Below are 26141 nucleotides of genomic sequence, written 5' to 3' on the forward strand. Positions count from 1 at the left end.
GGTTTTTCCCCATCGCGAAAGGGGGTCAGCATGGTGATGATCGCAGGTTAGAGGGTCAGGCTGATCGGCACATGATCTGATGGCTTGTCAACGCCGCGCCAATCGCGGTGAATTTCCGCATGCGTCACTTTTTCGGCAAGATCATGACTAACCCAAATATGATCCAAACGGCGACCACGATCACTAGCCGCCCAGTCGCGCGCCCGGTAAGACCACCAAGAATATAATTTCTGATCGTCACCAAAATAGGCCCGTACCGCATCATGCCAGCCACCATCGGCAATCAGCCGTTTTAACCCATCGGTTTCCACCGGCGTATGGCTGATGATTTTCAATAATTGTTTCGATGACCAAACATCACTTGCCAATGGCGCGATATTCAAATCGCCAACCAGAATTTCGGCCTTTGGCTGATTTGCGCTGAAATGGCTTGTCATTTCGTCAATGAATTGCAGCTTATGGGCAAATTTCGGATTTGTCTCAATATCCGGAACATCACCACCAGCCGGAACATAAAAATTATGAATGCCAATGCCGTCATTGGTCATTGCCCAGATATGACGGCAATCGGATTTGCCTGTCCATTCCGTATGGTCGATTTTAGCCAAGGGCTGGCGCGCAATAATCGCAACACCATTATAGCTTTTCTCGCCGCGAATGGCCTGATGCGGCCAGCCTGCCGCTGCAAATGCTTCGGCTGGAAAATGCAGATCTTGGGTTTTAGTCTCCTGAAGACATAACACATCAATATCGGCCTGCTGCAAAAATGCCAGCACCGTCTCGAGGCGAAGCCGAACGCTATTGATATTCCAAGTTGCGATTTTCATTTCGAATGGTTCCTTAAAGGGGCGGTTTGATCACTGTCGCCGCAGTACCAGCTAAGTTTTGTTGGCCGGAGGCAAAGGTGGGTTAATTCCCGTCAGAATATTCGGGAAGGCGAAATACCTCATTGGCGATGGGCTGGTCATAAACGATATTTTGTAATGTCACACTAGTTTCAATGCCAGCCGAATCAAGCACGATCCAGCGACGAAACTGAAATGGCTTTTCGGAAAATTCAAGGGTCAAACGGCCAGCCCCTTCGCCATCATCTTTGCCAATTTGAATCCGCACAATGCCAGCACTCGTCGGCAAAACACGCGTTTCATATCCATCAGGCCGAAGCGAGACCTTATCCGCCAGAATGAGCGAAAGCGGGGTTTCAGAAATTGGATAGCTTGTCAGCAGACGTTCATCTGGACGGTCAACATGAAGCCAGACACTGCTGGTGATCAGCTGCAATTCATCGCCTTTGCCATAGGTGATTTTCATGCGTGACGGACGGCTAAATGCCAATTTGCCCTCGGCAGTGGTGCCGTCTGACGCCACCTGCACAAAATCGGCTGAAATCGTTCTGATCTTATTAAACCACGCTTCGGCGCGCATCAAATCATCATTGGCCATCGACGGCATCGAAACCAGCATGATGGGCAAGCTGACGAGGAACATCACCATTGACCCGAAACCTATGATTCGTTTTCTAATCATTAACCGCGTCATAATCCATGGTGGGAGAGTTTTTGGCAGTAAGGTGATTGGCATTACAGGCCACCATTTTCATTATCAGTTAGCAGGACATCGCGTTTGCCAACATGATTCGCCGCTGAAATAATGCCGTTGCTTTCCATTTCTTCAATGATCGTTGCGGCGCGGTTATAGCCAATTTTCAAATGCCGCTGAACAAAGCTTGTTGATGCTTTTTGTTCACGAACGACCAACGCCACCGCTTGTTCATAAAGGCTACCGCCATTGCTTGGCACCGTCCCGTCACCAGCACCATCGCCGCCAATTTCAACCTCTTCAACAACGCGGTCATCATATTCAGGCTCGCCTTGCTGGCGTAGGAAATTGGCAACAGCTTCAACCTCACCATCATCGACAAACGGGCCATGCACGCGTACAACCCTGCCGCCACCTTCCATAAACAGCATATCACCCCTACCAAGAAGCTGTTCGGCGCCCTGTTCGCCAAGGATTGTGCGGCTGTCGATCCGCGACGTGACCTGAAAGCTTATTCTTGTTGGAAAATTCGCCTTGATTGTGCCGGTAATCACATCGACTGACGGGCGCTGGGTTGCCATGATGACATGGATTCCCGCCGCCCGCGCCATTTGCGCCAAACGCTGAACCGCGCCTTCGATTTCCTTGCCCGCAACAAGCATCAGATCGGCCACTTCATCGATCAGCACCACAATGAATGGAAGCGGTGCCAGATCGAGAATTTCCTCTTCATGGATCGGTTTGCCGGTTTCAGGATCAAAGCCGGTTTGAACGCGTCTTGTCAAAACTTCGCCCTTGGCCCGCGCTTCGGCAAGACGGTCATTATAACCGCCAATATTACGAACCCCCATCTTGGCCATATTGCGATAGCGGTTTTCCATTTCGCGAACCGCCCATTTCAATGCAGTAACTGCCTTTGACGGATCGGTCACAACCGGACTCAAAAGATGCGGAATGCCATCATAAACCGATAGTTCCAGCATTTTCGGATCAATCATAATCATCCGGCAGGTTTCGGGCGTATGCCGGTAAAGAAGCGACAGGATCATCGCATTGATGCCAACTGATTTTCCGGAACCGGTGGTACCCGCAACCAGAAGATGCGGGAATTTGGCGAGATCAACCACCACCGGCGCGCCGGCAATATCCTTGCCAAGCGCCATTGGCAGACTTGAACGATCACTGGCCCAGCTATCATGGTCAAGAATATCACGAAGCATAACAACCTGCCGGTCTTCGTTTGGCAATTCGATGCCAATCACATTCTGGCCGGGCACAACGGCAACCCGAACCGAAATGGCGCTCATTGAACGGGCGATATCATCGGCAAGCGAAATCACGCGTTGCGATTTGGTACCCGGTGCAGGGTTCAAATCATAGCGGGTGACAACCGGCCCATAGCGCACATCGGCAATCGTGCCATTGACGCTGAAATCCGATAGGACATTTTCAAGCTGGCGTGCATGATCTTCAAGAATCGATTTTGACGGGCCTGATTGGGTTTTTGCTGGTGGATTCAGCAGGCGGGCAGGCGGCAATTGGAATCCCGAACCATTGCCAAAATCAAACATTTCCTGCTTGGCATTCTTTTTGGTGGCGCGCGGTGAGCGCGCTTTGCCACCCGCGGCAATCTGGTCAGCCACATGACCAGTCGCATCGGCAACAAGCACCGGTTCTTGGCGTTGTCTTGATGGTTTTGGTTTGCGCGGCGGTTTTGCCGAAACCAGCTGTTGCGCATTATTGACCGAACCCGCAACCTTTTGGCCAAGGCCGGCAATAATTTTGAACAAAAATCCGATTTTACTGGTTCTATCAGATCGTTTTAACCATTGCCAAGGCGAAATTGCCACCACCCATAGCCATGATAACAAGCCGAAAAACAGCGCCGCACCGCCAACATAATGAATCGTCTCTAGTCCCATAAAGGGCGGTATCGGTTGCATGACCCGCATGATCATGCCAATGATCACCGCGCCTGCCGCCCCGCCATTATCACTGGCACCGCCACCATCAAGCGCAAAAAGACCGCCAGCCAAAAAGCACAGGCTTAGCGGCAAAACAATGATCCGAAATCGCATCCATAGCACTGGCTGTTTCCGGAAATAGGACAAGCCCCAGAATAACGGCACTAAAGCTAGAAAAAATGACGCAAGCCCGATTGCCGCATAAAGCCCGGCCGAGATATTGGCGCCAACCGGCCCAAGCCAATTGGCCACAGGTGCCGTTGAAACCTGATTAAAGGACGGGTCATTTTTACCAGCGGTGATAAGCGAAATCAGCAACAAACCCGATATCAAAAAAAGCCCAAGACCAAAAATTTCCATTAACCGATTCTGCAAAAACTGCATCATCGCAATGGAAAAAATGGGTTTTTTGTCGTCACTATCGGCCATGACTTTCCTTATAGGGTAAATCTGTGTGGCAATCTAGGCATTGCCATGAGCGTTATTTTTGGTCAAAGGCATTATCATTGCTGGCTTTTATAAATTTTCGCCACCCGTGAAAGCGCCTCATCGGTGCGTTCGGCATTATGAACAAGCGCCAATCTGACATAGCCAGCACCCGGATTGCCATCTTCGGTTTCCAGACCCATAAAAGATCCGGGAACAGCCTTTACCGCCTGTTCGGCCATCAGCCTTTTGACAAATTCAATATCATCATCGACCTTGAGCCACAGGAAAAAGCCGCCTTGCGGTGAGGCGATGCCAAGATGTTTTTCAACAAGGGCAAAATTGGCATCATAATAGGCACGGATTGCAGCAACATGCGCCTCGTCATCATAAAGATCGGCAGCGACCGCCAAAAGCGGTGTTGGCACCAGTGATCCGCCATTGCCGACAAGTTTTAAATATTGTGCCACAACCTGCCTGTCACCAACCATGAATCCGGCACGAAGACCAGCCGCACCCGACCGTTTTGACAGTGAATTCAACACCACCAAATTGGCCAGTGGATCTGCATCGCCAGCGATGCCATCTTGGCGTGCAACCAAGGCGGCGGCCTGCATCAGACCCGTTGGCGGACTGTGCCGCCAAATATCGGCATAGCATTCATCCATCACCAGCAGAAAGTCATGTTTGCGGGCAAGCCGGACTACATCCACCAGATAATCCATATCCATAACGCTGCCTTGCGGATTTGTCGGGCTGCACAGATAGAGAATGCTGGCGCGGTCAAGATCGGCAGATGCAACCGCATGAAGATCGGGGAGAAAATTCTGATTGGCACCGCTGTTCAGCCAGATCGTCTCACCGCCAATGGCAAGCGCACCGGCGCGCCATGCGTGATAAAAGGGATTGGTCACTAGCGCGGCGGCATTAGGCTTGCTTGCTGTTACCAGATGGCCAAGCAAATGAAGTGGTTCGCGCGTTCCGGGAACCGGAATGATTTGGCTTGCATCGGCAAGCCCTGCAGCTTCGGGCCAACGCCGCGCAATATAGCCTTCAATCGCTGCGGTAAACCGCGGGCTTCCCGTTGCCTTTGGATAGAATTGCCATTGGTCATTATGACGCGACACACTGTCGAGCAACAGGGCAGCTGGCGGCTGTTGTGGCTCGCCAATCGACATATCAAGAACGTGCAGATTTGCTGGCGGCGTTATCGATTCAAGAAGCCCGCGAAGCTGGACAAACATATTGCCGTCAAAAATAGCATGCGCTGGATTAAATTTCATGGATGTTTTCACCATATCAAATGAAAGGCTTGATCAAAAAGACGGCTTGGCTCGCCAATTGGTTATTTCGCCCTCATTGGTAGCGCATGCCTTGCGCTGGGGCAATGGCTGCGATGATGTTACTCACTAGCAAAATAGACCAATTTCAGTAAACTGCTTTCAACCAGATTGATTGTGATGAGTGATCTGGTGCCAGCGCACCATATTGCCTTGAAAAGGATCACGCCCCCATGCCGCAAAAGCCAGCCATTTTTCTTGACCGCGACAATACGCTGATCCATGATGATGGCTATATTTTCGAGATTGAAAAATTTGCCTGGATCACTGGTGCGGTGGCGGCGTTAAGGCGGTTTCATCAGGCCGGATTGCCAGTATTTATCGTGACCAATCAAGGCGGCATTGGACGCGGCATCTTTACCGAAAGCGATATGCATAACTTCAATCATCATCTGATTGATGCTGCCGAAAAGGCCGGTGGTGGCATTACCGATATTGCCTTTTGTCCCCATCATCCGCTTTCGCCTGATCCGGTAATGGCGGCGGCATGTCGTTGCCGCAAACCCGAACCGGGATTGCTGTTTGATCTTGCACAAAAATGGCAAATTGACCTTGGTGCCTCAGTGATGATTGGCGATCGTGATAGCGATGTTGAGGCTGGAAAGCGGGCTGACATGGCCGCCTATCTTTTTGATCGGGGTGATCTGGATCAGCTTGCCAAACAAGTGATGGATCGCCATTTTACGGCAAAGACGGATGGCAGCAAATGACCGATCAGACACATTATGAAGTGATTATTGTTGGCGGTGGGCTGACCGGGGTGATGATGGCATTGGCGCTGTCTTATGGCGGCTATGGATTGGCTGCGGCACCCGCAATTGCGCTTGTTGACCGCGCCCCAGCACACAACAAATCATCAGATTCCGCATCAAGCACCAGCAAAACCACAAGCGGTGATCATCGCACCACCACCATTCACGCTGCTGGCAAAACCATGCTTGAAACACTTGGCGTCTGGCCGCTTATTAGCGATATGGCAACGCCGATCACCCGCATCAAAATTGCCAATGGCGCACCGCGCCAAGGCGGGCTTGCGCGGCTTCAACGCCCCGAATTCAGTCTTGATTGGCATGATGCTCACCAGCCAATGGCATATGTTGTGGCCAATGACCAGCTTCTTGATGCCCTCTATATGGTGATGGCAACGCGGCCAATTGCCCATATCACCGACGCCGAGGTGACAAGCTTTGACGGGGCAGGTGATCTTGCCCGATTGCAATTTGCCAACCGGCCCGATTTATCCTGCCAGCTGGTTGTTGCTTGTGATGGTGCGAAAAGCAAATTGCGCGATTATGCCGGCATCCACAGCTTGGCCGAAACACATCGGCAAACCGCCATTGTTGCCAATCTCACGCTTGAACGCGATCATGCCAATATTGCCTATCAGCGGTTTTTGCCAAGCGGGCCATTGGCGTTGATGCCGCATGGCCCGTTTCGAGCTTCTCTTGTCTGGACGTTACCAAAGGCCGATGCCGATCATTTTATGGCGCTTGATGAAGCCGATTTTGCCAGTGTGCTATTGACCGCTTTTGGTGAAACGCTTGGTGGATTGCAGCTTGACGGGCCACGTCTTGGCTGGCCTTTAAAGCCAACGATTAGCCGCAAAATGACCGGCTCACATCTGATTCTGGCAGGCGATGCCAGCCATGCGATCCACCCGCTTGCCGGTCAGGGATATAATCTGGCGCTTGGTGATGCGGCGGTTCTTGCCGATTGTCTTGCCCGCGCCAGCGCACGCGGGCTTGGCGCTGGTCACCGGTCGGTTGAAACTGATTATCTTGCCGGACGCAAATTCGAAGTCACCGCCATGACAGCCATGACAAGCGGGCTGAACCAGCTTATGTCATTTCAACCAGCCATTGCCAAAATCACCGGCGCGGGTATGGGGCTGGTCAATGCTGGTCCAGTAAAATCATTTTTTCAGAAAAGTGCGATGGGCGGTCACCTGGCACGCGCCAACCTTCTTGAGGGGCGTTTGCCTACATAATAGAGTCTGCATAATGGGGCCCAAATTATAGAGACTAGTTGCGGCGCGCACCATCACTCGCAAGACGCGCCAGATAATCAGCCATCAACTGATCTTGGCGAAGCGCATAATCATAAAGCAGACCCCAGCTAAACAGGCCGGTATTATGCCCGTCGCTAAAGCTAAGCCGGATTGCATAATTGCCAACCGGTTCAATGCTACTAATTAGGATATCCTGTTTTCCCGCTGGCGTGGTTTTCTGACCAGCACCATGACCTTGCACCTCGGCCGATGGCGATTCAACGCGCAATAATTCGGCTAATAGCGAGAATTGCGCGCCATCATCAAAACGAATTTCCAGCCGATTCTTGGCTTTTGAAAGCCGGATTTCTTCAGGCCAGACATCTTGTGATGGTTTTCGCGGCGGTGATGTGGTCATGGGGTACACTATCCTGGCATTTTAACTTGATCGCCAAACTTGGCAGTCATGGAAATTTTGGCGGTCATGGGCGGCAAAAGCCTATTCATCTGCGCCAAGATCACGCGCTTCATCGCCAAGCATGATTGGCACACCAGCGCGAACTGGATAGGCCTTGCGTGCTTGATGGCTAATCAATTCATGATTTACACGATCATAGGTTAAGGGGCCGCGCGTCAAGGGGCAAACCAGCACTTCAAGAAGCCGTGGATCAATTTCATAATCTGCCGCAGGGTCAGTGTCGCGCATCATTGCCTCCGGTTTCGTCATGCAATGCCATTTCCATCATGGCAATTAATAGATCGGCGCGTTTTGCCATTGAATCGGCTTCTAAAAGCGCCTGTTTTTCGGCAACTTCAAACGGACAGATCATCGATAATGTAGCCAATAACTGATGGTTATCCGAGTTTTCAATTTGCGTCCAGTCGGTCTCAAAACCCTTCATATCGAAATAGCGTTTCATCACTTTGATCAGCGGATCACGGTCAAGCGCGCTAACATCGATGCGAAGATCATTCGCAAAAGGCTGCCAATCAACATCCGCAACCAGAAACCCATTCGGGTCTAGTTCTTGGCGAAGACGATGGAACCGGCACACGCCGTTAAGCGCGATGACAAAACGGCCATCATCACTTTCTTGAAAAAATGACAAACGTCCGGCACAGCCAGTTTCAAACAAACCCGCCGCATCAGCCCCGTCATCATTGGCCCCGTCATCATTGGCTATGTTATCATTAGCGATGTCACCACCAACATGATGATCAAGTGGCTGTACCATGCCAATCAGCCTTGTTGGCGTTGCCAGCGCATGCCTTACCATCGCCAGATAACGCGGTTCAAAAATATTCAACGGCAATTGCCCGCCCGGGAGCAAAAGGGCGCTTGGCAGCGGAAAAATCGGAATCCGCATCGGAAGCTGGTCAAATTCCGGATCAAAAATACCACCTGCCATAATCACTCCTTAAAAATTAGGTTCAAGCCGTTCTGCATCTGCCTTATGCCTCGAAAAGACTGTTTACTCTGGCCACATTATCGTTGCCCATTACGGGCATAATCCAGCTAGGCGAAAAGTAACGTCGATAGCTTGCGCCGCGCCGCCATCACATCGCGGTTTGCCGGGCCTAGCGTCTTGAAAAATTCCAATAGCTGCATGCGGGCTGCCTCGTCATTCCAAGCGCGGTCAATGCGGATGGATTCAAGAAGCTGTTCCATTGATTCGGCTTGTTCGCCAGAGGCAAATAACGCCAATGCCAGTTCTTGACGCGCGCCAAGATCATTCGGATCAGCATTAACCGCCGCACGCGCTTGCGTCAAACCGCCAGCCGCACGCGCCGCCTTTTCGGCCAAGTCAAGCGAGTCAATGGCAATCACCATGGCTGGTTTATCGCGAAATTCATCATCAAGCTGATCAACAATTTCGCGCGCGCCATCAATATCTTTCATCCCAACCATACAACGGATCATGCCTGCAAGACCATCGGGCGATTCAGGATCGGCCGCCATGATTTCATGATATTGCGCCATCGCATTGTCATAATCTTGTGTTTCAAGAAGGTTGTTTGCCGCCTCGACCATTGCCGCGATATCGGGGCCACTGCCGCCAGCCGCTACCAGCTTGTCAATAAATTGCTTTAACGTTGATTCGGGCTGCGCACCGGCAAAACCGTCAACGGGCTGTCCATTGAAAAAACCATAAACTGTTGGCACTGATTGCACCCGCATCTGTTGGGCAATTTGCTGGTTCTCATCAATATTGATTCGCACCATCTTGACCTTGCCCTTGGCGGCAGCAACGACCTTTTCCAACAGCGGACCAAGCTGTTTACATGGCCCACACCATGGAGCCCAAAATTGCACGACGATTGGCGTTGTTGCCGAACCATCAATGACCTCGGCCATGAAATTATCCATATTCACATCGATTGGTGTGGTATCGGCAGCGGCCGCGATAAGCTGTTCCATTTTGTCCTAAACCTTCTTTAAAAGGCGGTGATCCGATTGTGATCCACCGCCAAGACGGTGCATTTTAATCGGCGGTCACGCACTTTTTCAACTCCTCATGTAGATGTAATCATCAGGCGTTGCAAAACAAGGGGCGCGCCATGACTGACCCCAAAGCCATTTAAAAATCAAGCCAGCGCGGCCGATGGCCTGTATGCGCCAAAAATTGCTTCAAGCCTGATCTGGTGATGCCAATCGTCATGTCATTGACAAGCGGATGGGCGTAAATGCGATCATCGGTTTGAAGCGCCGTATCAAGAAACAGCGAAACTTTATGGTCCGAATCATTAATCACTGTCAGCGGGCTGACCGCGCCAGGGCGCACACCCAACATTTCAAATAGCCGGTCAGCACTGCCAAATGACAGCCGGTCAGAACCAATTTTCTGATCAAGAGTTTTTAAATCAATCACCCGATCTTCTTGGGCGACAATCAGGAAATTGCGCTTTTTCCGGTCGCGAAGATACAGATTCTTGATATGAATCCCGGGCATATCACCGCGATACGCTTTGGCATCTTCAACTGTTCGCAAAGGCGGATGATGATGCGTGACATAATCAATCGCCAGCGCGTCAAGAACCGCCAAAAGTGATTCCGGCGTCGTTGGCAAGCTGTCTTTGAATTGTGATGATGCGTCCATAATGCGGCCCTGATAAGGTGATTAATCCGTCGCCATAATGACGATGACCATAGGCTGGCCCGATCTCTTTCTAGCCGGATGAACACGCCTCTGCAAGACCATCGGTTTGCCACGCCATAGGCGGGTGGTAAATCTGGCTGAATTCTGTGAAAAATGTAACGAAATGCAACGATTGACGCGAATCGTCGCACATATTAAGACACGAGATTACAGCGACAGATATGGTTGCGTTACAAAATGAAATTCAGGCGATGATGAATATTGGTCTAATCGGATGTGGCATGTGGGGCCGGAACTTGGCGCGCAATCTTGCCCAGCTTGAGGTGTTGGCTGCGGTTGCCGATCGCCATACCAAAAACGCCGCCGAATTTGGATCAGCCTTTGCCGCCAAATCGATTGATGTGGACACGCTGATCGATGATGAATCAATTGACGGCATTGTCATTGCCACCGCCGCGCCAAGCCATGATGCGCTTGCCATTGCCGCCTTGGCCGCTGGCAAACATATTTATGTGGAAAAGCCATTATCGCTGAGTTTGGCTGGGGCAAAAGCCATTCAAGACGCTGCGCATGCGGCCAAAAAACAAGTGATGGTCGGACATTTGATCCGCTATCATGCCGCCTTTATCGAATTGCAAAAACAGCTTGCCGCTGGTGCCATTGGCAGCCTTCGCCATGTTCAGGCAAACCGGTTGGCAATGGGGCGTATTCGCAATACCGAATCTGTATTGTTTGATTTATGCCCGCATGATCTGTCGCTTATCCTTGCGCTGATTGGCGGCCTTCCGACAAAAATTCATTGTGCCGGCGCAAGCCATATGACCCCGAATATTGTTGATTTTCTGACCAGCTTTATGAGTTTTGAAAATGGGGTTTCGGCGGGCATGCAAACAAGCTGGCTAAGCCCGTTCAAAGAACATCGTCTGACAGTCACCGGAACCGCCGGATCGCTGGTTTTTGATGATACCAAAGCTTGGCCGGAAAAATTGACCCTCTTTCAGGATCAAATGCGGTTGAATGGCGAACATTTCATCATTGATCGAGCAAGCCCGATTGCGCTTCCAGTTGCCGAAGCCGAACCTTTAAAAGATGAAATGCGCGCCTTTATTCAAACCTGCGAAACGGGCAAGCCAGCGCCAACTAATATTGCCGAAGCGATAATGGTTCAACAGGTTCTTGAAACCATGCAAACCCAGCTAATCGATACATCCGCCACACCCTCGAATCATCAGCCAGTGAGGCCTAAATGAGCATCGCCTTTATTGATTTAAAAGCCCAGCAAACCCGTATTCGCGACAAGGTCGAAGCCGGATTCCAAACGTTGCTTGATCATGGCGCCTATATCATGGGGCCAGAAATTGCCGCATTGGAAACGCGTCTTGGTGAATGGACAGGCGTTGCGCATAATATTTCCTGTTCGTCAGGAACCGATGCGTTATTGTTGGCGCTTATGGGACTAGAGTTGCAACCCGGCCAAGGCGTCATCGTTCCCTCTTTTACCTTTGCCGCAAGCGCTGAAGTGATTTCGGTCATGGGCGCAATCCCGATTTTTGCCGAAGTGGATAAAATCAGCTTTAACCTTGATCCAGAAAAATTGCCGCAAGCGCTTGCCGCGGGCAAAAGTGCGGGCATCGATATTGTTGGCATTATTGGCGTTGGGCTGTTTGGCCAGCCGGCTAATTATACCGCCATTGGCAATTTCGCCCGAGAAAATGGCCTGTGGCTGATTGATGATGCCGCGCAAAGCTTTGGCGCAACATGGCATGGCAAGCCGGTTGGCCAGCTTGCCAATGTTACCTGCACAAGCTTTTTTCCGGCCAAACCGCTTGGTGCCTATGGTGATGGCGGCGCAATCTTTACCAATGATGATAAAATTGCCGAAATCATCCGTTCATGCCGTGTTCATGGCATGGGACGCGATAAATATGAAAATATCCGCATTGGCATGACTGGCCGTCTTGATACCATGCAGGCGGTGGTGCTTGACGCCAAGCTTGATATTTTTGCCGATGAGCTTGTGCATCGTCAAAATGCTGCCAACCGCTACGCGGCTTTGCTTGAGGGCGTGGTTAGCACGCCATCGCTTGCGGCAGGCGTCACATCAAGCTGGGCACAATATGTGATTCAATTGCCACAAGGCAGCAACCGTGACGCCATCTGCAAATCGCTTGCGAATTCCGGTGTGCCGACAGCAATTTATTATCCTGTGCCAATGCATCGTCAGCCACCCTATGCACATTACCCGGTTAGTGCTTGCAATCTGCCGGTGACAATGGATTTATGCGATCATGTGTTGGCCTTGCCAATGCATCCCTATCTTGAAACAGACCAGCAAGCGCTTATTGCCAGCAGCCTGAAAGACGCGCTGGCTACGGCCTAAAATTATCAATTCTGAGGGTCTGCCGCACCAACAGATGGCATGCAAATGAAAAAACCGCTGCCAACACCACTCGATTGGGTAATTTGCCTCTTGCAAGGGCGCAAGGCTTGGATTATACCAGCTTTCAGCGGTTCGCGATATCCGCATCCCAACTGATTTTATGGATGCGACGCGGGTGTAGCTCAGTGGTAGAGCACAACCTTGCCAAGGTTGGGGTCGAGGGTTCGAATCCCTTCACCCGCTCCAATTTTCCTAACGATGAACATGTATCTCACTGATTTGTAGACATATTGATTGTTTGCAGGTGGTGAGTGATGTCCAAAGTGATGTACCGGTTTGATGATCGTTACATATCATGTCGGGCTGGTGTCTATGATGATATAAGACGCGTTCCATAAGGCGTGAGGCAGCATTATGCCTCCAAACGCCAAAACTAGCGCTGGTTTTATCTTTTGACTTCGGGGATTAAGCCACACGGCGCAAAACGCAGCGTTAACAAAAGGACCAACCCCATGGTTATGAGGCGTGTATGCGCTGCATTTTCGATTAAATGCAATCGTAGCCAATGGGCTGGTTCCATGCCCGACGTCAGCAAAGTGATAAGCCAAAGGCCAATTGGTTCGGCCTCAATCCAGAAGAACCAGACAACAAAGCCGCCCAGAACCGCACCCCAGTTATTACCCGAACCACCAACAATCACCATCACCCAAATCAGGAAGGTGAAACGGAGTGGCTGATAACTTGTCGGGGTGAATTGTCCATCAAGTGTTACCAGCATCGCACCAGCAATTCCAATTACTGCCGAACCCAAAACAAACACCTGCAAATGCCGGGAAGTAACATTTTTGCCCATCGCATTTGCCGCAACCTCATTGTCACGGATGGCTCGCATCATCCGCCCCCACGGTCCACGAAGGGCGCTTTCCGAGAGCCAAATTATGGTCAATAGAACAATGAGGAAAAGGCCTGCATAACACAGTTTTACCAGCAAAGATGAAGCCTCAACAATTGACAGGTTGAACTGCGTGATGATTTCTTGAAACCATGTGGCCTCTTGCAAATCCACCTCATAGGGCACCGGCCGTGGCAAGCCGTTCACATTCTTTACACCGCGTGTGAGCCAATCTTCAAATTTCAGCACGTAAAGAATTATTTCCGAAATACCAAGCGTCGCAATAGCCAGATAATCTGAACGAAGGCCAAGTGCGACCTTGCCAACAACCCATGCCGCTGCAGCGGCAAACAAACCACCTACTATCCATGACAAGACAATTGGCAAGCCAAACCCACCAAGGTAACCGGTCATGGCGGGGTCAACCGCCTCGATTGCGGCCACCGATGGATCAATCGTCATGCGCATCAGGCTATAGCCGACCACAATAACCAAGCCGATCAGCCAATAGCGTTTCTTGCCTTGTGACCGGGCCCGTTTCCAGAGATAGATGTTGACACAAATAGTCACAAAGCCAATCACCAAACCAAGACCTATCCCGCCGCCACCAGCAGCCCAGGCTGACGGCACTGGGTCCATCGACACGAGCACTGCAGCCAGTCCACCAAGTGCAGCGAATCCCATAACCCCAGCATTAAACAGACCAGCATAGCCCCATTGGATATTCACCCCCAGCGACATTATCGCGGAAATCAAGCACATGTTTAGAAGTGAAAAGGCCAAATTCCAACTTTGGACGAACCCCACAAAACTGAGCATTAATGCCATTATGCAAGCGAGAACCAAATTGCGCCGATGGGCCGGCCAGTATGCTGGCAAGCTAAATATATGGGTGCGCGCAGGCGCATTTTTTGATGGCTTGTTCATAATGACTTCCCACTAAAAATGCCGGTTGGCTTTATAAGCAGCACCACAACCAATATCATGAAGGAGACTGCAAATTTATAATCGGTAGATAATATCTGTAAAAGCCCATCGCCAAAAAGCCCTTCACCAAATAAATAGGCAGCTACTTTTTTATAGGCGAAAGTGAGCAGTAATTCGGAAAAAGCAATGACAAAACCACCGACAATTGCGCCAAGTGGGTTACCAACACCGCCAACGATTGCAGCGGCAAAGATAGGCAGAACAAGATGCAAATAAACCAGTGGTTTATAACTTTTATCAAGTCCATATAAAGTTCCAGCGACCGCCGCCAGCCCCGCTGTAATAATCCATGTGATGCTAACAACACGATCCGGATTTATGCCCGATAAAAGCGCTAGATCCTGATTGTCGGCATAGGCTCGCATTGATTTACCAGTGCGTGTTCGGTTCAAGAACCAGAATATAGCTGCCACCACGATGACTGCAGTAAACACCGTAATGGCCTGCGATGATTTGATTGCCAAGCCTTCGGACAAGCCGCTGATTTCCTTAAATTCGCGGGCCTTCAACAGAAACCGGTCGCCATCATTGAAGTTTCGGTCATTGGGCCCAATGACGAAACGTATAACCCCTCCAATTACAAACATCACCCCAATTGACACGATCAAATAGGTGACTGAACTGGCCCGTTGATGGCGATAAAAGCGAAACACCAGCCGGTCCAATAAGAGGCAAAGTCCAATTGTGCCAAGAATGCCCAAGGGTAGTGCCAAAAGGGCTGTTGGCAATGGTGAAATCGACAAGCCAATAGATTGTAGCCAATAGGTTGAAAGGATGGTGATCATGGCACCGAAAGACATAACCTCGCCATGGCTGAAATTTGAGAAATTCAGCACCGCATACACCATTGTTACCCCAAGCGCACCAAGGGCAAGTTGGCTGCCGTAGGCCAGGCCCGGAACCAGAACGAAATTCGCCAAAAGCACCAGTGGATTTAACAGCATTTCCATCAATCAGCCTCCCAAAAAGGCTTTGCGAACATTGGCATTGCGCAGCAAATCCGTTCCACTGCCAGTATAGCGATTTTCACCTTGCACCAGCACAAAGCCCTGATCAGCAATGCCAAGAGCCTGTTTGGCATTTTGTTCAACCATCAAAACAGCAATGCCGGTGCTGGCTACGTCGATGATGCGGTCAAACAGCTCATCCATCACAATTGGTGAGACGCCAGCGGTGGGTTCATCAAGCATTAGCAGTTTTGGTTCTGTCATCAACGCACGTCCGACAGCGACCTGCTGCCGCTGTCCACCGGATAATTCACCAGCACGCTGATGACGCTTTTCTTTTAAAACCGGAAACAGGTCGTAGACCTGCGCCATGATGCCGGCGATCGGGCTGGTATTGATAAAGGCGCCCATCTCAAGATTATCCTCAACCGTCATCGAGTTAAAAACATTGTGGGTTTGCGGAACAAAGGCCATGCCTTTTCTCACGCGTTCAAATGGCGCGAGTGCGGTTATATCCTCACCATCAATTAATATTTTCCCACCACGGAGATTTAACATGCCAAAAATGGCTTTCATCGCGGTGGATTTGCCAGCTCCGTTTGGACCAACAACAACGGCAATTTCACCAAGGTCAACACAAATAGAACAGCCGTTCAAAATATCTGTGCTGCCATAGCCGCCAACCATATTTTCACCAATCATGAATGTCATTACTGGCGGTCTCTGGGTTTGCGTGTCTGGTTTCTTAGGCCTGTGCCCAGATAAGCATCAATGACATCCTCATTTGACTGAACCTGGGCCGCACTACCTTCAGCCAGAACCCTGCCTTGTGCCATCACGATTACTGGATCACACATGCGCGCAATAAATTGCATATCATGCTCAATCATGCAGAAAGTGTATCCAAATTCGGTGTTAAGGCGCAAAATTGCATCGCCAATCTGGTGCAAAAGCGTACGGTTCACACCAGCGCCAACCTCATCCAGAAACACAATCTTAGCGTCTGTCATCATAGTTCGGCCCAGTTCAAGAAGCTTCTTTTGTCCCCCCGATAGGTTGCCAGCATATTCATCAGCAAGATGGGAAATTTGCAAAAACGCAATGACATCATTGGCACGCTGACGGTTTGCGGCTTCTTCGGCACGGATTTTCTTTGGTGATAGCCATATATCAATCAGGCGTTCGCCGGACTGGTTGGGCGGAACCATCATTAGATTCTCCCGAACAGTCAGCGATGAAAATTCATGCGCTAGCTGGAAGGTACGCAACAGACCTTTGTGAAATAACTCATGCGGCGCTGCACCTGTGATATCCTGCCCGTCCAGAAAAACCCGGCCAGTATTAGGTCTGTAAAGACCGGCAATTACGTTGAAAAGCGTCGTTTTTCCAGCACCATTTGGTCCAATCAGACCAGTAATTGAACCGGTTTCAACAGACAAGCTGATATTATCAACAGCCTTGATGCCGCCAAAATGCATGCTGACATTTTGAACAGATAGCATGGATCAGCTTTCAAACACGGCCCCAAACGCATGTTCAGGGCCGGGTTTTTGGTTAATGACTAACGATAACGAACAGGCGTAATTTTCTGATCTTTGATCATGATCTCTTGGAAAGAGCCAGCTGACTCACCCGGGCCAATCAACTCGACATCTGTTGCGCCGACATAATCCACATCACCGCCAGAGGCCAAGATTTTCAAGGCCTTTGCCAATTCGCCTGGGTAAATTTTTTCGCCAGGCGCATTCGCAACATCAGTAATTTTCGTTTTGAATTTGAGGCTGTCAGAAGAAGAGGATGCTTGCATGGCAAGGATCATCAATGCCGCTGCATCATAGGATTGTGGTGCATAAGGTCCCGGCTTAAAGCCAGCCGCCGTAGCCAGACCATTGAACTTGGCTGCACCGGGGCTGTCTGTGCCCGGCAAAGTGCCATATGAACCGTTCAAATCCTTACCGATTGCGGCTGGAAGGCTGTCGCCAATCATGCCATCGGGCAAAACAAAAACATCAAATGCACCTGCGTCAATCGACGCCTGAATAACGCCCTTACCACCCTGATCAAGATAACCGGCGACAATCAACACATCACCACCAGCCTGCGCCAGTGCAGCAACCTCTGCGCCATAATCACCTTTACCATCTTCATGCGAAGTCGAGATGGTTACTTTACCACCCAAATCTTCAAAATTGCTCTGGATGCTGGCTGCCAGACCCTTGCCATAGTCATTATTTGTATAGCTGATGGCTGCCGATTTCACACCTTTCTCTTTGAGGATTTCCGCTAGCACCTGACCTTGACGTGCATCTGATGGCGAAGTCCGGAAAAATAGTCCATTGTCTTCGACAGTAGAAAGAGCCGGTGAGGTCGCTGATGGTGAAATCATTACCACGCCTTTTGCAAGCGCAACATTTTGCAAAACTGCTGTGGTCACACCTGAACAGTCGGCACCCATAATGGCACTGACACCATCTGAGGTGATCAACCGTTCTGCGGTTGCAGTTGCTGCTGCCGCATCAACACAAGTTGAGTCACCACGAACAGAGATAATTTTCGAGCCACCCATAAAAGCACCGCTTTCACTGGCTTCTTTCATTGCCAATTCAGCACCGCTTGCCATATCTGGTGTTAACGATTCGATAGGCCCAGTAAACCCTAATAGCACGCCAATTTTCACATCAGCAGCAAACGCTGGCGTTGCCAGAAAAGCGGCCGTCACCGCTAAAGCGAGAGTTTTTTTCACAATATCCACCCCTAGTAGTTTTCAATTAAAATAGTTTATAAGTCTCTGATGCGTCGTTAGTTAAAGAAACTTGGCACTCACGGCATCATTTGAAACTCAAAAAATAATCATGCCATCTAGACAAAATACCCTATTCTGGTTGGCTCATTCAAGCCAACAAATCATGCATAGCATCACCAACTTTTTGAACCGCATGTTTTGCCGTCACACCCATCAATTAAGATTGCAAACCCAATGTATTGATTATCGATGGAATTTGTTTTTTAAAGTTGAAAAATCCCTTTTTCGCATATTGCCAGCAATGGAGATCTTCTGCGCGCTTGCGGATATGCAGTGTCACATTGGTCAATGATTGAAGGCGTTTCAGATAATCAAGATTATCCCCAACAAACGGATATACAACATCAAGTCCCTCAATGGTGGATGCTATTTTGATGAAATTGGAAGGATCACACAATCTAGCATTTTGGCAGCGCACTACAAAATCATTGCTTAGCGCCTGCTTAAAAGCAAGCACATTGTTGCTCAGCAAAATACTGCGTTCGTCATTGTTTAGGCAAATAACAAAAACAGTTTCATAGTTGTCGTAGATATTTTCACTTTCAAGATGTAGGTCGGTATCAAAGACAACAAGCGTATTAAATTTCTGTGTCATGCCGCCAGCTGGATCAATTGGAAGAGTGGTATGATCAGTATTATCAAAATACGGCTCTGCCTCCTCGTTTAGATTATCATCACCAAACATACCATCAGTATAACGTGAAATATTGTTCGAACGAGCAAGATAGTGTTTACCCACTGTTTGCACGCCTGCCACCCACCGCCAACCAAGTGTATTTGACGCGGCATCGCCATCAAGCAAATGGTGCATGAAAAAACGTGCGCCTAATTGCCAAGGCAAGCCAAGGGTGAAAATCCAAATGCTGGCAAACCACATTCGAGTGTGGTTATGCAGATAATTTCTATCCCGTAACTCATTTACCCAGCTGTCAAAGCACCGGATCCCAGTTTTACCCTTGATGGCATTTTGGTAATTTGAGTTCGACGCGTTGTCGAAATCGAATGAGACAAAAGCATCCCACACCGTTGGTCGGTGTTCAAGCCAGCCCTTCCAATAGACCCGCCAAAACACTTCCTGGACAAACTTTTCGACATGATCGTGGCTATGCAAGGACAAGGTCTGGGTAATTATGTCATACTCAAATAAGACCCGGTGTGAGATGTATTTGGATAGGCATGACACATTGCGCCGGTTATCTGGGCCAAAATCAAAATTACGCAAATGATCATAGGAATTGATGGGGCCATCTAGAAACCGTCCTAGGTCTTCATGAGCAGTCTTGTACAAATGTTCGATGATGGGCGGCACAATTTGATCCTATGTTAATTCCTGATAAACGCTTAAAACATCATTCCGCCTAATTTTGTCAATTACGCATATCTGCTTTAGAGCAGGTTACCTGGGTGATATTTTTTCATATGCTTTTGTATGGTGAGTTCGCAAACCGCTGCAATTGAAGAGGAACTGTCACCGCCTCAAGATTGAAAATATCAGATTTTGCTAAATTCAAAAAGTAAGCACGCAAGCCAAGTTGGATAAAAAGGCAATTGATAAATTGTCCTTTGATTTATATGGTATGTATCACTTGTATTTTAATCTTAACACTTTAGGTCTATTTGTGAGATAGCACCTTCTAATGGGCCTGTATGCCGCGCGACAGTCACGCCTCATAAGTCTATCTAATGGCAAAACGGTATAAGCTTCGTGGCTCACTTTTGGAATGGTTTACATCATGACAAAAGAAGAGCGCTAAGTCTCAACAGACAGTGAGTAAGCGCATCATGTTAACATAGCTGATATGCGTCTCATAAGACGGCCAGAGACTGTGACAGAATCCACACTTGCTGACATCTTTGCCTTTCGGCTTAAAGCTAAGGCCGTGTTCTGCTTTGACGATAAGCACTGGTATTTGTGGAATGGTGAAAAATGGCAGACGGACAAACAAAAGCAGATGCTCCTGCATATCGTGGAGTTTGTTCAGTAAATTGGCTCGCCTATTTCAATTTTTAATCGCAATTTCTCTGCGCCAGATGTAAAGGCCGGACAAAATCGTTAAAGCACTGCCAAATAACATCATTGCATTTATCTGCTCGCCAAGGATTAAAATGCCAGCTGCTACAGAAAACAGAAGTCGAGTGTAACGAAACGGGATAACAACGGATACATCACCCAATCTGACAGCCTTCGTTGTAAAGAAAAAACCTAAAGAACCAAAAGCGATCATTGCCGCAAGTATGGCGGTCATCCATAAATCAGGCACGATGGCTTCCCCTGAAATAATGAGTAAAACACTACCGCTGACGATAAATAATACTGACGTGTAAGACGATAGAAGTAGCGTTGAAAAATTGTCTCGAACTAGCTTAGTCGTGATATCTCGCAACGCCATACCTACTGCAGCAATCAATACAAAGGCCGTTGTGATATCAAAAGTAGCAGCACCAGGTTGGATGATAAATAAAGTTCCCAAAAAACCAATGACGATGGCCAACCATCGCCTCGCACCAACTCTCTCTCCAAGAAACAAAGCTGCGGCGGCGGTAACCATCAGCGGTACAGTTTGAATCACTGCTCCAATAATGGATATGGGGACAAATACTAATGCCAAGCACATACCATTAATGGCAATGAGGTCCCCAATATTTCTCAATACCACTGCAAGATTAGTGAATGGTGATAAGCGAACAGACTCTCCCTCAATACGCATGATCCCCAAAAACACCATTATCGACCCTACACCAAATATAATCATTACTTGTCCGAGTGGTAATGTTTGGCTGGCGATTTTGATCAGTAAATCACATAAGGTTAGACAACCCATTCCAATAATCATTAGGATTATGCTTTTCAAATTTGGACTCATAATTTCCTCATACACCGGCCACAGCGCCAACGAAGGGATCAGCCTCAAGCAAGCGCAGCTGACCATGACCAAACCATCAATTAAAAGATTTTGACACGCCAATTGAAATTGAGATTTTGGGCGGCGTCACACATTTCTTTTCAGTCTGAAGCGCCCTGATATGACGACGGCGGGCTGGGGCATTTTCGCCAAGGTCGGCAGCGAAATCAAATTCGGCTTTTAACGCGACGCAATCAAGGGCTTCATCCCCATCGCGGGTGAGAATTGACCGGTCAAGCGGCGCGCAACCAAGCAACAAAAACAATACCATCACCGTTACGGAACGCATGGCAACCCCTTTACAAACAACCAAGTGATGGTCTTAGAACCGCCATCTCCAGATCACCCAACGTAACACGCCAATAGCCGTGGCCAAACCAGCCAGTTTTGCTTATGGCTTGAACGCAACAACCGGCGCACCGCCTGCGATCCAGCCAACAATACCGTCACTCAGATGGGTGACATCACTGTAACCAAGCTGGCTGACAAGCGCATTGCCGATAATGCCGGTTCGGTTTCCGGTACGGCAATACAGCATGACGGGCGTATCTGGCGTTGGCACGATGGCGGTAAATTTTGTCTGAAATTCCGAATGCAACTGCCCTGATTGGGTAAAGGCGGTAATGGTATGCGCACCTTCGATGATTCCGGTTTCTGCCCATTCTTCAGCGCGGCGGATATCAATCACCACAACACCGTTTTTCTGCGCCGCCTTTAAATCGGCAGCTGTGGCATCACCCAGTTTCGGTGGTATGGCAACAGAAACAAGCTCGACATCGAAAACCAATGTTGCATTTGGCGGGATTACCCCACCAGCACCCGCCGCACCATAGCCAAGCTCTGGCGGGATTGTCAGAACCCGCTTTTCGCCAATCTTCATGCCCGCAATGCCCTGTTCCCAGCCAGGAATAACCTGTCCGCTACCAAGGGTAAAGCTGAACGGCGTGCCGCGTTTTTGGGAATCATCAAAAACGGTGCCATCGGTCAGGCGTCCTTGATAATGCACTGATACCTGCATCCCGTTCTTGGCTGTTTCACCATCGCCCTCGGCAATGACCTCAAATGATAAATCGGCCGCGTTCACACTAACCCCCAAAAATAAACATACCGGCAAAAAGGCAAGGACTCGCCCAAGGCTTTTGATCCAGTGAAGAATTTTCATCAATTTTTCAACCCTTTGGTAATGAGCCGACTAAACAACAATTCATTAATCACATTATTTGACTGAAGATGCTAGTCCCCACCGGCTCAATTAGTAGCCCAAAATACGTATTTTGTGACCCAGTTTCTGGATTTTTAGCCCAATATTTAAGATGGATTTTTATGTATTAATTCCAAAAAGCCCTTCAAAGAAAATATCATTTGCAAGAAAATTGACGGTTTAATTTGGCATTATTGTTGGGTTATGAAAACATTGACCAGACAGAAAGAGACACTACGGCCAATAGGCAGAGTGCCATTGACAAATTAATTAGTCTTTGAGTTCGGACGGACAACTCTAATAAATTGATTTTTAGTCCCACAAATAACCAAAGACAGTGGAGTAACAACCAAATAAAGTTTGCAATTATCAGCTTAATCCCAGTTTCGATGATGAGGCTTTCAGGGTAAAAAGCGAAACCGCTGAAAAGTGCTGTATTAACAGCACATGCTTTTGGATTGATAAACTGGAGCGTTAAACCGGATATAACTCCCGGTTTTATAACATGGATAAATGCAATTTTTGAGCCGGCAAGAGCAATGCTTAAGGATAGATAAACAAGATATCAAACAGATATAATCAGCAACATCGTTCGAATAATTGTGTCTGCCGAGACTGCAGTTGCAAGGCCCGAAATAACCGCAAGGCAAACAAGATTAGTGCCAAGGGACAAACCAAAAAGGTGCCGAAATCCTTGCCGCCAATCATATGCGGCTCCCACTCCTGCCAATGATAACACGCCTGGCTCAGGTGTGATTATTTAAAGAAAAACCACAAGGACAAATGTTAGCATTTATTAAGGCCTACAAATTTCATCTCTCACATCAATATTTTCTAAAAGTAGTTCGGAGAAATGTTAATGATTCAATCAACTATCGATCATATCGTTATTGGCGCAGCAGATTTAGAAAAAGCAACAAAAAGGATTGAGCAGTTTATAAAAGCGGATTTTTCGAGTGGTGGAAAGCATCCATTGATGGCAACACATAACCGCTTAATCAAACTTCAAAATTCAATATACATGGAAGTTATATCTATAGACCCCAGCGCTACAATGCCCCAATCGTCAGCTCAAAAAAAGCGTTGGTTCTCGCTTGACTCGCAGTCCACAAAACGCCGGTTATCACTTGCACCACAACCTTTGTGCTGGGTTGCCGCCGTTGATAATATCGAACAAGCAGTATCACATTGTGGTTACAACCCCGGTAAAATTATTGAGGTAACAAGAGACAACTTACGATGGAGGTTAACAGTCCCAGAGAATGGGAAATTATCTTTTGATGGCGTTTTACCTATTTTAATTGAATGGCCAAATGGGAAAAATCCTGCCGAAAGGATGCCGGAGAGCAACGTGTGTTTACAGCAACTGACCTTATTTCATTCAAATCCAAAAAAAATCAAAGGCATTTTATCCAAGCTAAATATTTTAGGCCCAATAAATATTGAACTTGGAGAACCAAGAATACAATTTTCTTTCAAAACCGCGAGCGGAAAAAGCATTATTTTTTACGAAAACTGTCTAGCTGATATCCAATCATCCTCCTGAAATACCTGACATAATGTGCCGGCAAATCACGCTATTTCATGTGCGCGCGGCATTTTTTGGATCTTTTTATTTTTTACAACCAGCTATTCAAAAAACCGGGGCACTATTGATCCAACTAGGGCGCACCATTTATTGATAGTTCACGTTAGCTATCGCACGGTGCCTGAATGCGATTTGTCATGCTGTAGTCTCGGCTAATCAAAAATAATTCTATTTTGTCAATTGAGTCTGTTGATATTAAGGAGGTAAGCGCCTTTACAGAAGGTAAATCATTTGGAGTCACCAAAGTTATAAACTGGTCTGACGCTGATAAGCCGTTATAAGCTCCATCCAAAACCGCATACTTATTAAACGCAGTATTAGAAATAACTGTCCTACTTTGTATGCTTACCAACAACGCATCTGACTTTGAGGTTAACTCAAAATTTGTTTTGGTTACTAAGTTAGCTTCCCAGCAGGCTAGCCTCTGTCCAATTCGAATTCTGTAATCTTTGAAATGCTTCTTAATGCCAGCCTTTTGCGCCAGTCGATGCTGTTTATTTTGCCGCCAATTTTCAAGTGATTTTTTACTATCCCATAATTGATGAGACAAAAGACTGTAATCATCAAGCTGGGCTTCATATCGGTTTAACCAAATCAGTCCCTTATGTTTTTCCAGTTCGGGTTTAAGCTTTTCAACATATGAAAAATAATGATGTAAATGACCAGAATTTGGAACAAGTTCAAAAAACAAACCTACGGGCGCTTGATTGCTTTTGTGCATGTGCTGCCTCCAAAAATTTTAAAAAATTAGATATTTGATTTTTCAGCACGGCTTTATTCAGCATTTTTAAAATTAGCTGACAAATTTGTATTTCCACAACAGTTTATCAAAAATACTTTTCTTCAATCTGCACAATCTTTTTATACGATTTTGTTGCCTGTTTTATTTTTTCTGCTAGCGTGAACTCAAGCTGCATCAAGCAGCGCTTCATAAGCCTAATCAAAATTGAGGAGACACTCTCATGAAACGTAGAGATTTTATTACTAAAGCGGGTTTGGTCGGAGCAGGCACAGTTGCTGCGTCTACGCTTGCTGCGCCAGCTATTGCTCAAGACCGAATCGAAATTGCAATGGTATCAACTTGGCCAAGAGATTTTCCTGGCCTTGGCACTGGTGCTCAGCGCTTTGCGCAGAAGCTTTCAGACGTAACTGATGGTCGCATTCAAGTCACCTACTATGCTGCCGGTGAGCGTGTGGGCGCGTTTGATTCCTTTGACGAGGTAGCTTCAGGCAATGCACAAGCCTATCATGCAGCAGATTATTATTGGAAAGGGAAGCATCCTGGATGGGCCTATTTTACAGCCGTTCCATTTGGCCTTACTTACCCAGAAATGAAGGCTTGGCTTCGCTGGATGGGTGGCCAAGAGCTTCACGATGAATTAGCTGGTGAATTTGGTTTAAAATGTGTGCCAATGGGCAACACTGGAGTTCAGTGGGGCGGTTGGTTCAACAAAGAAATCAACTCTGGAGATGATTTAAAAGGACTAAAAATGCGTATCCCTGGCCTTGGTGGAGATGTTATGGCCAAGCTTGGTGCGTCTCCAGTTTCACTTCCAGGTGGCCAAATCTATGAAAACCTTGTCTCTGGTGCAATTGACGCAACAGAATGGGTTGGCCCGTGGAACGACGAAGCGATGAAGTTTTATGAGGCTGCAAAATACTATTACTATCCAGGCATGCATGAGCCGGCTTCACAGCTGCATGTTGGATTTAACGCATCATTCTGGAGCGGTATGAGTGCATCTGATAAAGCGCTTATCCAAGCAGTTGCAGCCGGTGGAGATAATGATTTTATGGCTGAGTACAATGCCAAAAATGGTGCTGCTCTTGAGCGTCTTGTGAATGATCAAGGTGTTGTCGTTAAAGAATTCAATGATGACGTATACGCTGCCTTCAAACGTGGCTCAGACGAGGTATATGAGGAAGTCCAAACTCATTCAGCACTGGCGAAAAAGATCCACGAATCTATGGTAAATGCTAGAAAAATAGTTGGTGATTACGTCCAGCTAAATGACGTTGCGTACACAAATAAGCGTAACGCTGCTCTGGGAGCGTAACGCTGCTCTGGGATAAAAAATCAACTGAG

26 protein-coding genes and 1 tRNA gene are annotated in these 26141 nt (G+C 48.1%); 8 read left to right on the forward strand and 19 right to left on the reverse strand.

The window, feature by feature from the left end; genetic code table 11:
* Positions 1–47: 47 nt before the first annotated feature.
* From xth to ABXT40_RS11120, 4 genes are all read right to left on the reverse strand, one after another.
* A complete protein-coding gene (xth, locus tag ABXT40_RS11105; protein ID WP_443645663.1) occupies positions 48–827 on the reverse strand; it encodes an exodeoxyribonuclease III in 780 nt (259 codons plus the stop codon).
* Positions 828–909: 82 nt separating this feature from the next.
* Positions 910–1527 carry a LolA family protein gene (locus ABXT40_RS11110; protein ID WP_443645664.1) on the reverse strand — a complete coding sequence of 206 codons (618 nt, stop codon included), beginning with the start codon at positions 1525–1527 and terminating at the stop codon, positions 910–912.
* Positions 1528–1580: 53 nt separating this feature from the next.
* Positions 1581–3932 carry a DNA translocase FtsK 4TM domain-containing protein gene (locus tag ABXT40_RS11115; protein WP_443645665.1) on the reverse strand — a complete coding sequence of 784 codons (2352 nt, stop codon included), beginning with the start codon at positions 3930–3932 and terminating at the stop codon, positions 1581–1583.
* 74 nt (positions 3933–4006) lie between these two features.
* Complete coding sequence (locus ABXT40_RS11120) at positions 4007–5212, reverse strand: aminotransferase class I/II-fold pyridoxal phosphate-dependent enzyme (protein ID WP_443645666.1); 1206 nt, start codon at positions 5210–5212, stop codon at positions 4007–4009.
* 230 nt (positions 5213–5442) lie between these two features.
* Between ABXT40_RS11120 and ABXT40_RS11125 the strand changes: the two genes are divergently transcribed.
* Positions 5443–5979, forward strand: coding sequence for a D-glycero-alpha-D-manno-heptose-1,7-bisphosphate 7-phosphatase (locus ABXT40_RS11125; RefSeq protein WP_443645667.1), 537 nt, complete (start codon positions 5443–5445; stop codon positions 5977–5979).
* On the forward strand, positions 5976–7256 hold the full coding sequence (locus tag ABXT40_RS11130) for an FAD-dependent monooxygenase (protein ID WP_443645668.1): 1281 nt from the start codon (positions 5976–5978) through the stop codon (positions 7254–7256). Before ABXT40_RS11125 ends, ABXT40_RS11130 begins: the two co-directional genes overlap by 4 nt.
* Before the next feature lie 34 nt (positions 7257–7290).
* On the opposite strand, the gene ABXT40_RS11135 is transcribed toward ABXT40_RS11130, so the two are convergent.
* The 5 genes from ABXT40_RS11135 to ABXT40_RS11155 all read right to left on the reverse strand — a co-directional run bounded on the left by ABXT40_RS11135 (position 7291) and on the right by ABXT40_RS11155 (position 10354).
* Positions 7291–7674, reverse strand: a complete 384-nt coding sequence (locus tag ABXT40_RS11135; protein WP_443645669.1) for a gamma-butyrobetaine hydroxylase-like domain-containing protein — start codon at positions 7672–7674, stop codon at positions 7291–7293.
* A gap of 81 nt (positions 7675–7755) precedes the next feature.
* Entirely contained in the window at positions 7756–7962 is a 207-nt protein-coding gene (locus ABXT40_RS11140) for a Trm112 family protein (RefSeq protein ID WP_443647016.1), read from the reverse strand.
* The gene (locus ABXT40_RS11145) at positions 7949–8665 is read right to left on the reverse strand and encodes an LON peptidase substrate-binding domain-containing protein (protein WP_443645670.1); all 717 of its coding nucleotides are present in this window, start codon (positions 8663–8665) and stop codon (positions 7949–7951) included. Before ABXT40_RS11145 ends, ABXT40_RS11140 begins: the two co-directional genes overlap by 14 nt.
* A gap of 107 nt (positions 8666–8772) precedes the next feature.
* Positions 8773–9675 carry a thioredoxin gene (gene trxA / locus ABXT40_RS11150; protein ID WP_443645671.1) on the reverse strand — a complete coding sequence of 301 codons (903 nt, stop codon included), beginning with the start codon at positions 9673–9675 and terminating at the stop codon, positions 8773–8775.
* A 160-nt stretch (positions 9676–9835) separates the two neighbouring features.
* On the reverse strand, positions 9836–10354 hold the full coding sequence (locus ABXT40_RS11155; RefSeq protein ID WP_443645672.1) for a prolyl-tRNA synthetase associated domain-containing protein: 519 nt from the start codon (positions 10352–10354) through the stop codon (positions 9836–9838).
* Positions 10355–10575: 221 nt separating this feature from the next.
* Between ABXT40_RS11155 and ABXT40_RS11160 the strand changes: the two genes are divergently transcribed.
* The 3 genes from ABXT40_RS11160 to ABXT40_RS11170 all read left to right on the forward strand — a co-directional run bounded on the left by ABXT40_RS11160 (position 10576) and on the right by ABXT40_RS11170 (position 12980).
* Entirely contained in the window at positions 10576–11604 is a 1029-nt protein-coding gene (locus ABXT40_RS11160; RefSeq protein ID WP_443645673.1) for a Gfo/Idh/MocA family protein, read from the forward strand.
* Complete coding sequence (locus ABXT40_RS11165; RefSeq protein WP_443645674.1) at positions 11601–12734, forward strand: DegT/DnrJ/EryC1/StrS family aminotransferase; 1134 nt, start codon at positions 11601–11603, stop codon at positions 12732–12734. Before ABXT40_RS11160 ends, ABXT40_RS11165 begins: the two co-directional genes overlap by 4 nt.
* 171 nt (positions 12735–12905) lie before the next feature.
* Positions 12906–12980, forward strand: a tRNA-Gly gene (locus ABXT40_RS11170).
* Positions 12981–13179: 199 nt separating this feature from the next.
* Here ABXT40_RS11170 and ABXT40_RS11175 read toward each other — a convergent pair.
* The 6 genes from ABXT40_RS11175 to ABXT40_RS11200 form a co-directional block, all read right to left on the reverse strand.
* A complete protein-coding gene (locus tag ABXT40_RS11175) occupies positions 13180–14454 on the reverse strand; it encodes a branched-chain amino acid ABC transporter permease (RefSeq protein ID WP_443645675.1) in 1275 nt (424 codons plus the stop codon).
* 95 nt (positions 14455–14549) lie between these two features.
* Complete coding sequence (locus ABXT40_RS11180) at positions 14550–15563, reverse strand: branched-chain amino acid ABC transporter permease (RefSeq protein WP_443645676.1); 1014 nt, start codon at positions 15561–15563, stop codon at positions 14550–14552.
* A gap of 3 nt (positions 15564–15566) precedes the next feature.
* On the reverse strand, positions 15567–16271 hold the full coding sequence (locus ABXT40_RS11185; protein WP_443645677.1) for an ABC transporter ATP-binding protein: 705 nt from the start codon (positions 16269–16271) through the stop codon (positions 15567–15569).
* Positions 16271–17062, reverse strand: coding sequence for an ABC transporter ATP-binding protein (locus ABXT40_RS11190; RefSeq protein WP_443645678.1), 792 nt, complete (start codon positions 17060–17062; stop codon positions 16271–16273). The genes ABXT40_RS11185 and ABXT40_RS11190 overlap by 1 nt, the downstream gene beginning before the upstream one ends.
* A 59-nt stretch (positions 17063–17121) precedes the next feature.
* Positions 17122–18303 (reverse strand): ABC transporter substrate-binding protein, encoded by a 1182-nt coding sequence (locus tag ABXT40_RS11195; RefSeq protein ID WP_443645679.1) that lies wholly within the window; start codon positions 18301–18303, stop codon positions 17122–17124.
* A gap of 217 nt (positions 18304–18520) precedes the next feature.
* Entirely contained in the window at positions 18521–19672 is a 1152-nt protein-coding gene (locus tag ABXT40_RS11200; RefSeq protein ID WP_443645680.1) for an FAD-binding domain-containing protein, read from the reverse strand.
* 517 nt (positions 19673–20189) lie between these two features.
* On the opposite strand from ABXT40_RS11200, the gene ABXT40_RS11205 reads away from it, so the two are divergent.
* The gene (locus ABXT40_RS11205; protein ID WP_443645681.1) at positions 20190–20348 is read left to right on the forward strand and encodes a hypothetical protein; all 159 of its coding nucleotides are present in this window, start codon (positions 20190–20192) and stop codon (positions 20346–20348) included.
* 15 nt (positions 20349–20363) lie between these two features.
* On the opposite strand, the gene ABXT40_RS11210 is transcribed toward ABXT40_RS11205, so the two are convergent.
* From ABXT40_RS11210 to ABXT40_RS11220, 3 genes are all read right to left on the reverse strand, one after another.
* Positions 20364–21293, reverse strand: a complete 930-nt coding sequence (locus tag ABXT40_RS11210) for a DMT family transporter (RefSeq protein ID WP_443645682.1) — start codon at positions 21291–21293, stop codon at positions 20364–20366.
* 10 nt (positions 21294–21303) lie between these two features.
* A complete protein-coding gene (locus ABXT40_RS11215) occupies positions 21304–21555 on the reverse strand; it encodes a hypothetical protein (protein WP_443645683.1) in 252 nt (83 codons plus the stop codon).
* 102 nt (positions 21556–21657) lie between these two features.
* Complete coding sequence (locus tag ABXT40_RS11220; RefSeq protein WP_443645684.1) at positions 21658–22428, reverse strand: FKBP-type peptidyl-prolyl cis-trans isomerase; 771 nt, start codon at positions 22426–22428, stop codon at positions 21658–21660.
* An 898-nt stretch (positions 22429–23326) separates the two neighbouring features.
* On the opposite strand from ABXT40_RS11220, the gene ABXT40_RS11225 reads away from it, so the two are divergent.
* Entirely contained in the window at positions 23327–24013 is a 687-nt protein-coding gene (locus tag ABXT40_RS11225) for a VOC family protein (RefSeq protein WP_443645685.1), read from the forward strand.
* A gap of 145 nt (positions 24014–24158) precedes the next feature.
* Here ABXT40_RS11225 and ABXT40_RS11230 read toward each other — a convergent pair whose 3' ends face one another.
* A complete protein-coding gene (locus tag ABXT40_RS11230) occupies positions 24159–24776 on the reverse strand; it encodes an antibiotic biosynthesis monooxygenase family protein (protein ID WP_443645686.1) in 618 nt (205 codons plus the stop codon).
* A gap of 241 nt (positions 24777–25017) precedes the next feature.
* Between ABXT40_RS11230 and ABXT40_RS11235 the strand changes: the two genes are divergently transcribed.
* Complete coding sequence (locus ABXT40_RS11235; RefSeq protein ID WP_443645687.1) at positions 25018–26112, forward strand: TRAP transporter substrate-binding protein; 1095 nt, start codon at positions 25018–25020, stop codon at positions 26110–26112.
* The last annotated feature ends 29 nt before the right edge of the window (positions 26113–26141 follow it).

It is taken from the genome of Candidatus Ponderosibacter sp. Uisw_141_02, from assembly GCF_048087665.1.
Taxonomy (GTDB): domain Bacteria; phylum Pseudomonadota; class Alphaproteobacteria; order Puniceispirillales; family Puniceispirillaceae; genus UBA3439.